Here is an 8,513-nt window from a genome sequence, read left to right as displayed (position 1 = left end):
TTTTTCTGTCTAACTTTTGGGGTGCAGTTCATTAGATACGGGGGGTTAAGTGCTGGCGTGGCTATTGCCACACCAGCCAGCAAGATCAGTCCACACCTGCGACTTCCGCTTCGCACGTCGCCTGCGTGGACTGTCTGCTGTTGGATAACTTTTTAATTTCCTCCAAGAAATCATATCCTTTTGGTACAAGGGGAGTATAAAACTCTGATATGACACTTGTTCCTACATCAACATAGCCACGACCTTTGATTCGCTTTAAGAAGAAATCCTTTTGTACATCACTGCCAAACATCATGCCATAGCCCATTTCAGACATACGACCTAAAGCCACTCTGAAATTAAACTGATCACGGATTCCGTCGCCTAAATATTTTGCGTCTGGACGTTGACAAGCCAGTATTAGAAAGAAGCCAGCTTGACGACCTAACATGACAATCTGTTTCAGCTTATTCATAACTGCGGTGTTTTCTTTTGTTCCCAGCATTTCCATGAAAGCGACGTATTCATCAAAGATTAAGAAGTGTGCCGGGAGACCTAAGTAAGCATAATTTTTGCCAGTCTTATAGTTCTTCATCTGCTTCATTTCCTCACTACGTTTCATCATTTCTTCATAGAATGTTTCAATGCAAGAAAGCAAGTCTTCTTTTCTATAGTAGACATTTGCCATCACAGAACCTAAGTCCGCAAGATCAGCATTTTTCGGGTCAAGAATATACAGTTTTGAATCTGTATGAAGCAAGGCTTCAATCAGTGTCAGTATAAAGTAAGTTTTACCGCCACCTGTACCACCAGCAATCAACATATGAGGGAGCTTATCATATTCCCACCATACGTTTTTCATTAAGCGAAGTTTACCATCTTTAGCTTCTACTTCATCAATAGAAATACGACTGGCTATGGTGTCATAGAGCAAAGTATATTCCACATAGGAATCCTTTAACTCTTTATCCGTCAGCTCACAGTACAAGCCACTCTCTAATTTCTTTTCCAAGTGTAAGAGTTGGTCTTGATATTTTCCCAGCGTGATTTCCACCCGTATCTGTATCAAGCCATTTTTAAGTCGATAATACATTTTAGGGAAGTAGGTTATCTTTTCCTTTGTACGACCAGCACTATCTTTAAAGAAACCCTCTGTTTTGACCTGTTCAGATTCATACCACTTGTTTTCAAGTATCATCTTTGCCAGTTTTTGACGGTGGTAAAGTTGTTTAACCGTATCATAGCGAACCCGTTTGAATACAAACGCTACCAGCAAGCAGATAAGAATTGCGACACTGAAACTGATAATTAAATAGGGAATGTCAATCTTATCTGCTTGTGATAGGTTAAAATCCTGCCAGTTGATCTGCTGGATTGTCTTCACATGAAACAGTCCGACAACCAGCAGGAAAACAGGCAGGAGTGACGCTATCGTAAAATGAAAGACTAAATCTTTACCAGATGGGCGAATCCTTTTACCACGCTGTTTCATGCGAAAAAGTCTCCTTTCTACCTAGCGACTATTTGTCTTGTGTCGGTTCTTTCTTTGCTTGTGGTTGAGCTTTGAATGAACTAGAATCCTTTGTCAGCACAATATCGTCTGCCTTGATATACCAGTCAACATCTGCTCCTTGATAGGTGGCAGTAGCAACGGTGTCCGCAATGGGATTGATAAGTTCCACCCGTGCGTTATAATCAAACTCTTTCAAAGGCACGCTGGCAGGAATACTTACTTGAATCATGCGTCCTTGTCCTTTGGATTTTAAGTCATAGGTACGTTCCTTGATTTCATCTGAAACCGACCCGTCTTCATTTTGGATTCTCACTTCACGACGTAGAGCAGAGAATTTCAATTCTCCAAAAGTCGTGTCTTTATCTAATACAATGCCATTTGCTAATCTCATCATTTTTCCACTCTTTCTTTATTCTTTTATCATGTCGTCAGCATGTAAAAGGTAATTTGTAAAACCACGAGTGCCGATTTTGTAGCCCTCTGCGGTAATACGTGGATTGACTAACTTCACACGTTCCTCAAAGCCGAAATGTTTTTCGCCAGCTTCAGCAGGAAGCACCACCACAATATCATCTGCTCTTTGAACATCAGAATAGAGATTATAGCTTCTTGATAAGACAGTTAGCCGTCCGTTGATTCTTCGCTGAACGACTTTATCCTCGCCAGCAAATTCTAAATTGCCGAATGTTTTTTCCATGTTGGGAATCACAAATTTAAGTTCCATATTTTTACCTATCCTTTCTTTTTTATTGGCTGAATGAATGTTTGATGGTCTTAAAGAGTGGGGAACGACCTTTTGATTCTTGATTTTTTGTTTTCATAAGTTCACTTCCTTTCAAAATCGGGTAAAAAAATAGACACCTCATTTTTTGAAGTGTCTACCTATTAAATATTCAAATTTTATTGGAAGTATCTTTATATCTTCACTTTTCAAGGATAAATCGTCGTATCAAAGCTCATTCATAAGTAGTAAATTAGTAGTAAATTGAGTGGTTTTGACCTTGATAAAGTGTGATAAGTCCAGTTTTTATGCGGATAACTAGATTTTTATGCTATTTTTCATATAAAAATAAAATTTTTATAGGCTATTTTTGACAAACAGTTTTGTATAAGCTACATTGTAACAATATCACTTACAACTAATTAGTAATATTTCAATATAGAAAGAAGGTTACATGAAATCATATAAAGGAATTCTCCTACTAATTGCAAGTCTGGGTCTGACGGTCTATGCTTGGCTAGCAACAGGCATGACAAACTTCGTCGCTCCTGGTCTAGCTTTAACAACCTTATCATGGACTTTTATGTTGGCAACACGATCACGAGTTTTAGAAAAACTCTTTAACGGGATTGAGAGCATGTACGCTGTCCACAAGTTTCTTGCCATCTTATCAATTGTTCTTCTAGTCTTCCACAACATCGGTATGGGGAGTCTATGGGGTTCTCGTCTAGCTGGTCAGCTAGGAAACCTTGGCATTTATACTTTCTTAGCTATTGTGGTTCTGGCCTTTCTTGGTAAACATCTCAAATATGAAACTTGGCGTTGGCTTCATCGTTTGGTTTACTTAGCTTATATTTTTGGTCTCTCCCACGTCTACTTAATTTTAGGACAAGTATTGACTAAGCTAAGTCTCTTATCCTTGGTAGTGGGGGTCTTCGCTATTCTTGGTTTAAGCTCAGGATTTTATATCATCTTCCTCTACCAAATTATTGGTTTTAAAAATCGTGGGAAGATTGTAGGCTTGGAACGTATTAACCATGACACAACCGAAATAGCCATTAAACTGACACGTCCAATGGATTATCAGTTTGGTCAATTTGCCTTTATTAAGATCCTTCAAGCTAGTTTTGAAAAATCACCCCACCCTTTCTCTATCTCAGGTGGACATGGTAATATTATCTACTTTACCGTTAAGGCCTCAGGTGATCATACCAAACAAATCTACAAGAAGCTCAGAGTCGGAAGTCCTGTAGCAATCGACCGTGCCTATGGTCACATGTTGCTAAATCAAGGTCGTGACAAGCAAGTTTGGATTGCAGGTGGTATCGGCATAACCCCTTTCATTTCCTATATCCGTGAAAATCCTGTCCTTGATAGGGATGTCGACTTCTACTAGCCTATACAGGTGAGCAGAACGCTGTCTATCTGGAGATGTTAACTGCATATGCTGCAAAAAATAGAAATTTCAAACTTCACACTGTCAATAGTCAAGTGGATGGTTATCTAGACTTCACTGACTATCCTCTCACTGATGACACAACTGTCTTTATGTGTGGTCCAGTAAAAATGATGGAAGCATTTGCTAAAACCTTTACCGCAAACAATCCAAAGGCTGAGCTCGTTTATGAGGGCTTCAGTTTTAAATAAGATAAGATTAAAAAGACTCAGCCTTGCTGAGCCTTTTGTCGTCTGTTTGGAAAACTGCTATTCTTCTTCTGGGTAGACCAAGCCCCAATCTTTGCGGAGTTGAGTCATGAGTTCCATGACATCTCGGCTGTAATTGAGGTAGGTATGATCATCCTCGCCTGCAACAGCTGCTTCCATGTCTAGGACCTCATACTGGAGGGCTTTGGCGGTTTCTCCGGCCTCGATGACTTCTTGTGAGCCATCTTCTGTATAGGTGATGACTGCCTTTTGCCCACGTGGGTACTCGTAAAGTTCGATATAGCCCTTGTCATAAGAGATAGTGCCACGTTTAGGTTGTTTGGCATGAAGACTCAATGTCACCGTTGCCATTTCCCCTTCTGCATTGGTAAGGAGAATACCCGCTTGCTCATCAACGCCAGTCGGAGCTAATTTGACCTGTGAAACCATCTCTGTCGGTTGTGAGGTCATAAACCAACGCACGAAGGATAGGGCATAGACACCGATATCAAGTAGGGCACCACCAGCTAGATTACGATTGAAAAAGCGGTTGGTTATGTCATATTCTTTGTAAGAACCGAAGTTCATCTGGATGACCTTGAGAGGCCCTAGCTTACCACTTTCCACGATTTCAGATAGTTTTCGATAGATAGGCATATGGAAAATAGTCATGGCTTCTGCCAGTTTGACATGATTTTCTTCGGCGAGCTGGATAGCTTCTGCCAATTCCTCACTATTTAAGGTGATAGATTTTTCACAGAGGACGTGTTTACCTGCTGCGAGTGCCTTGCGAAGAAAATTGATATGCGTATTGTGAGGCGTTGAAATGTAGATAATATCCACTTCAGGATCTTTAAACACTTCATCAATCTCTTGATAAACCTTTTCAACACCATATGTCTCAGCAAAGGCCACTCCCTTATCATAGGTACGATTTGCAACGGAATAGAGTTTACCACCTAGAGCCTCTAAAGCCTGTGCCAACTCATTGGCAATAACACCCGTCCCAAGAGTAGCCCATTTATACTTAATTTGATTTGTCATAGTTTTCCTTTATTCTATTTTTGAATGGTTAATTCATTTATCTGAGATAAGATTTCAACCTCACTCGCTCCTGCCTGAAGCAAGGCTGATGCCGCATAGGCCCCCTCAATGAGAGGGACCTGTTGAATAAGGATTTCCTTGTCTGAAAATTCTTCAACCATCTCCAAATTCATGCGAGCACTGCCCAGATCATAAAAGGCCAAGAGACGTTTAGCAGGTTGACTATCCACTGCTACTTGAACATGGTCAAAACTAGATCCCAGTCCACCATCTTCCAGACCGCCTGTGGCCGTTAAAGGAATATCTGGTGCAACTTCACGAATCAGACTCACCAAACCTTTAGCGATATCAGCAGAGTGGGATACAATCACAATTCCAAGTTCTGGCATGTCCTATTCCTCCGCTTCTAGTAAGGCTTTGAAGAGTAAGCCAGACGAATACGAACCTGGATCAATGTGACCTATAGAACGCTCTCCTACATAGGAGGCACGCCCCTTGGTAGCTGCAACTTCCTTGGTTGAAAGAACAGCTTGGTCAATGACATCATTGGTTAGTTGACCTTGTTTGACAGCTTCAACAACCGGATGCCAAACATCCACCATAGTCTTTTCACCAGCTTGTGCATGACCACGTTTTTTAATCATCTCGAGACCTGCCTCAAGCACTCCTGCCAAATCCTGTCCAGCTTGTTCAGCCTTCATCATGCCCATAAAGGCAGACCCATAGAGCGGACCTGAGGCACCACCAACCTTGCTAATCAAGGCCATTGAGACTGCCTTAAACACTTCTGCTGCACTTTGTGGTTCCGTGCTCTTAATAGCCTCAATGGCTGCCGCCATACCACGCGCCAAGTTAGCACCATGATCACCATCTCCAATAGGACCGTCTAATTCAGACAAGTGGTCTTTTTCTGCTTCAACTTTTTGGTCAAAGTCTTGCATCCATTTTACTGCAACTGTTTTATCCATAATATACCTAATTTCTAGTTCTCACGTCAGACTACCAAGCAATAGTCTTAACTGGACTCTCCAAAGCCTCAAGCCAAGCCTCATCTTCAATCTTCATGAGAGTCAATGAGAGGCCTGCCATATCAATAGATGTCATGTAATTACCTAACTTTTTATATGTCACATCTAGTCCGGCATCTCCAAGAATGCTTGCTACATCATTAGCAAAGACATACTGCTCCATGAGAGGTGTCGCACCCATACCATTGATGAGAAGGGCATAGCGTTCACCTAACTTAGCCTCAAAGGCTTCAAGGAGCTTCCCTGTCAATTCTTCAGCTAACTGTCGAGAAGGTTGCATAGACTCCTTGCGATAGCCTGGTTCACCATGGATACCAATACCGTACTCTATTTCATCCTCTTCTAGGACAAAACCAGGCTTGCCGACCTCAGGAACTGTCGCACCGCTAAGGGCCAAACCAATAGTGAGGATATTAGGAACAATCTTGTCAGCCAAGTCTTTGATTTCAGCCAGAGACTTACCTTCGCGAGCCGCATGACCTAGGATCTTATGCACGAAAATGGTACCTGCAACCCCACGACGACCTTGAGTATAGAGGCTATTTTCCACAGCAATATCGTCGTCCACAACGACACTGGCAACCTCGATACCTTCCATTTCAGCCAATTCTTGAGCCATCTCAAAATTCATGATGTCCCCAGAATAATTTTTAACAACCATGAAGACACCAGCCCCTTGATCTGCTTCCTTGATAGCTTCCAAAATTTGATCAGGCGTTGGTGACGTAAATACTGCACCTGCGATGGCTGCTGAAAGCATACCATCACCTACAAAACCAGCGTGAGCTGGCTCATGACCACTTCCACCACCAGAAATGAGACCGACCTGACCAGCAGCCTGCTCATTTCTTGCGATGATGTCAAAGCCGTCAACACGATGCACCAAATCACTGTGAACATAAGCCAAACCATCTAGCATCTCTGTCACAACATTTTCAGGTTTATTGATAATTTTTTTCATGGAATTGTCTCCTTTTCAAAGGTATCATCTATTTGCACTTACATTTGTTCCCTTCTTTAATTGCTAAGACCCCTATAAATAAAGGACTTAAACGCTTTTTGAGAAAGGTGGCGTAAAATTATGTAAACGCATACATTTTATAATTTAATTGTAGCATTTGCCTCTACCAATAGCAAGGCAAAAGGCAAGCCCCCCCATTTTCCTGCCCCCTATCATTAAGTAGAAGAAAAATCTCATAGAAAGTCCTATTTTAGTCGTCAAAGCTATTGAAAAACCACCATTCAAGCCTTATAATGGAATGACGAATTAAGCGCTAAGGAGGTTCAAATGACCATCGATTTTCCAAGAGAGACAGAAATAGAAACCAAAAATGAAATGGATGCCGTCCTTCAGGCAGGCCGTGTCCTTATGGAGAGCGGTGCTGAGATTTACCGTATCGAGGACACCATGGGACACATGGCCAAGTCTCTTGGTATCAGAGACTTCTCCACTTATGTGGTCAATCGAGGAGTCATGATTTCTGGACTCAACCGCTCAGGTCTTAAAGAGTCTCGTGTCCTAGCTACCTCAGTCCCGTCTATCCATCTAGGTAAACTAGAGGAAGTAAACCGCCTGTCTCGAGAACTGGCAGAACAGCCAAATCAGCCTGTATCTAGCATTTTCCAAAAGCTGAAAACCATTGAGCAGAAGACTTTCTATCGTCCTTTAGAGGATATTATAGCCTGTGTCATTGGTGCAGGGAGCTTCTCACTAGCCCTTGGAAGTAGCTGGATTGATGGAACTGCTGCGGCTATATCGGGAGTTTTTGTAGGGATTGGCATGCAACTCTTTTCCCGTTTTATTCATACCAGTTTCTTGCAGATTATCCTTTCTAGTGCCATTGCCGCTTTATCAGCTAACATTCTCTATTATTTGGGTATCGGGCAACATCGTAGCGTGATTATTCTGGGCACCTTGATGATTTTGATTCCTGGGGCTTACTTTGTAAATGCCATTCGAGAATTCACCCAGAACAACTACTATAGCGGTCTGGCCCTGATGTTGTCAGGGGTCTCCACTTGTCTATCTATCTCTGTCGGTGTTCTTGCCATGATTTCCATCCTCCCCTTTGCGGAACAGTTATCAGGCATATTCTCAACACCGTCAACCTCATGGCTGGGGGTCTTGATTCAGACCTTCATGGCAGGACTAGGGACAGCAGCCTTCTCCGTGCTTTACCGAGTGCCTAAGAAATACTTCTTGGACCTCGGAACCCTAGGAGCGGGCTCATGGCTCCTCTACCTCTTGATTTGGAACAATACCCATCACGAGGTCTTAGCCATCCTCTTCCCTGCCCTATTAGTCACTATCACCTCACGCTTTTTGGCTCACTACCGTAGATGTCCAGCTACAGTCTTCCTAGCCTCAAGCATGTTCCCACTCATCCCAGGGATGAGCTTCTACCGTGCGGTCTACTTCCTCTTAATCGGAAATGCAGACCTAGGCCTCAGCTTCCTACGAGCTTGTTTCCTGGCCTCCTTTACCATCGCCATCGCCGTCAGTTTGACACAACAAATCCCTAGCCGCTATTTTGTACTAGGGAAGAAGAAATAAATTGTTGAAAGCCATTGGTTTTGTATACCA

8 protein-coding genes and 1 pseudogene are annotated in these 8,513 nt (G+C 42.4%); 2 read left to right on the top strand and 7 right to left on the bottom strand.

Annotated features, from left to right (window positions below; genetic code table 11):
* Positions 1-85 precede the first annotated feature (85 nt).
* Genes HMPREF2867_RS08205 through HMPREF2867_RS08195 form a run of 3 tightly spaced genes read right to left on the bottom strand, consistent with a single transcriptional unit; the run spans position 86 to position 2,216 of the window.
* A complete protein-coding gene (locus tag HMPREF2867_RS08205) occupies positions 86-1,471 on the bottom strand; it encodes an FtsK/SpoIIIE domain-containing protein (protein ID WP_000813488.1) in 1,386 nt (461 codons plus the stop codon).
* A gap of 28 nt (positions 1,472-1,499) precedes the next feature.
* Positions 1,500-1,886 carry a YdcP family protein gene (locus HMPREF2867_RS08200; RefSeq protein ID WP_000985015.1) on the bottom strand — a complete coding sequence of 129 codons (387 nt, stop codon included), beginning with the start codon at positions 1,884-1,886 and terminating at the stop codon, positions 1,500-1,502.
* Between the two features lie 15 nt (positions 1,887-1,901).
* Positions 1,902-2,216: a YdcP family protein gene (locus HMPREF2867_RS08195; RefSeq protein WP_000420682.1), complete on the bottom strand. Its 315-nt coding sequence runs from the start codon at positions 2,214-2,216 to the stop codon at positions 1,902-1,904.
* Positions 2,217-2,667: 451 nt separating this feature from the next.
* Here HMPREF2867_RS08195 and HMPREF2867_RS08190 point away from each other — a divergent pair.
* Positions 2,668-3,860, top strand: a pseudogene (locus HMPREF2867_RS08190) (ferric reductase-like transmembrane domain-containing protein).
* A gap of 57 nt (positions 3,861-3,917) precedes the next feature.
* Here HMPREF2867_RS08190 and HMPREF2867_RS08185 read toward each other — a convergent pair.
* Genes HMPREF2867_RS08185 through dhaK form a run of 4 tightly spaced genes read right to left on the bottom strand, consistent with a single transcriptional unit; the run spans position 3,918 to position 6,890 of the window.
* Positions 3,918-4,901 carry a Gfo/Idh/MocA family protein gene (locus tag HMPREF2867_RS08185; protein ID WP_070577012.1) on the bottom strand — a complete coding sequence of 328 codons (984 nt, stop codon included), beginning with the start codon at positions 4,899-4,901 and terminating at the stop codon, positions 3,918-3,920.
* Positions 4,902-4,915: 14 nt separating this feature from the next.
* Positions 4,916-5,290 (bottom strand): dihydroxyacetone kinase phosphoryl donor subunit DhaM, encoded by a 375-nt coding sequence (gene dhaM / locus HMPREF2867_RS08180; RefSeq protein ID WP_014634742.1) that lies wholly within the window; start codon positions 5,288-5,290, stop codon positions 4,916-4,918.
* Between the two features lie 3 nt (positions 5,291-5,293).
* The gene (gene dhaL, locus HMPREF2867_RS08175; protein ID WP_070577010.1) at positions 5,294-5,869 is read right to left on the bottom strand and encodes a dihydroxyacetone kinase subunit DhaL; all 576 of its coding nucleotides are present in this window, start codon (positions 5,867-5,869) and stop codon (positions 5,294-5,296) included.
* A gap of 31 nt (positions 5,870-5,900) precedes the next feature.
* Positions 5,901-6,890 (bottom strand): dihydroxyacetone kinase subunit DhaK, encoded by a 990-nt coding sequence (gene dhaK, locus HMPREF2867_RS08170; RefSeq protein ID WP_070577008.1) that lies wholly within the window; start codon positions 6,888-6,890, stop codon positions 5,901-5,903.
* A gap of 327 nt (positions 6,891-7,217) precedes the next feature.
* On the opposite strand from dhaK, the gene HMPREF2867_RS08165 reads away from it, so the two are divergent.
* On the top strand, positions 7,218-8,483 hold the full coding sequence (locus HMPREF2867_RS08165; RefSeq protein ID WP_002891300.1) for a threonine/serine exporter family protein: 1,266 nt from the start codon (positions 7,218-7,220) through the stop codon (positions 8,481-8,483).
* Positions 8,484-8,513 lie beyond the last annotated feature (30 nt).

It is taken from the genome of Streptococcus sp. HMSC064H09 (genome assembly GCF_001812625.1).
GTDB lineage: Bacteria > Bacillota > Bacilli > Lactobacillales > Streptococcaceae > Streptococcus.
This window is presented reverse-complemented; position numbering and strand designations above follow the sequence as displayed.

Excerpts from the sequence above, each read along its gene's own strand:
- dhaM (WP_014634742.1), bottom strand. The coding sequence starts at position 5,290 with ATGCCAGAACTTGGAATTGTGATTGTATCCCACTCTGCTGATATCGCT.
- HMPREF2867_RS08200 (WP_000985015.1), bottom strand. The coding sequence starts at position 1,886 with ATGATGAGATTAGCAAATGGCATTGTATTAGATAAAGACACGACTTTT.
- HMPREF2867_RS08195 (WP_000420682.1), bottom strand. The coding sequence starts at position 2,216 with ATGGAACTTAAATTTGTGATTCCCAACATGGAAAAAACATTCGGCAAT.
- dhaK (WP_070577008.1), bottom strand. The coding sequence starts at position 6,890 with ATGAAAAAAATTATCAATAAACCTGAAAATGTTGTGACAGAGATGCTA.
- HMPREF2867_RS08185 (WP_070577012.1), bottom strand. The coding sequence starts at position 4,901 with ATGACAAATCAAATTAAGTATAAATGGGCTACTCTTGGGACGGGTGTT.
- HMPREF2867_RS08205 (WP_000813488.1), bottom strand. The coding sequence starts at position 1,471 with ATGAAACAGCGTGGTAAAAGGATTCGCCCATCTGGTAAAGATTTAGTC.
- HMPREF2867_RS08165 (WP_002891300.1), top strand. The coding sequence starts at position 7,218 with ATGACCATCGATTTTCCAAGAGAGACAGAAATAGAAACCAAAAATGAA.
- dhaL (WP_070577010.1), bottom strand. The coding sequence starts at position 5,869 with ATGGATAAAACAGTTGCAGTAAAATGGATGCAAGACTTTGACCAAAAA.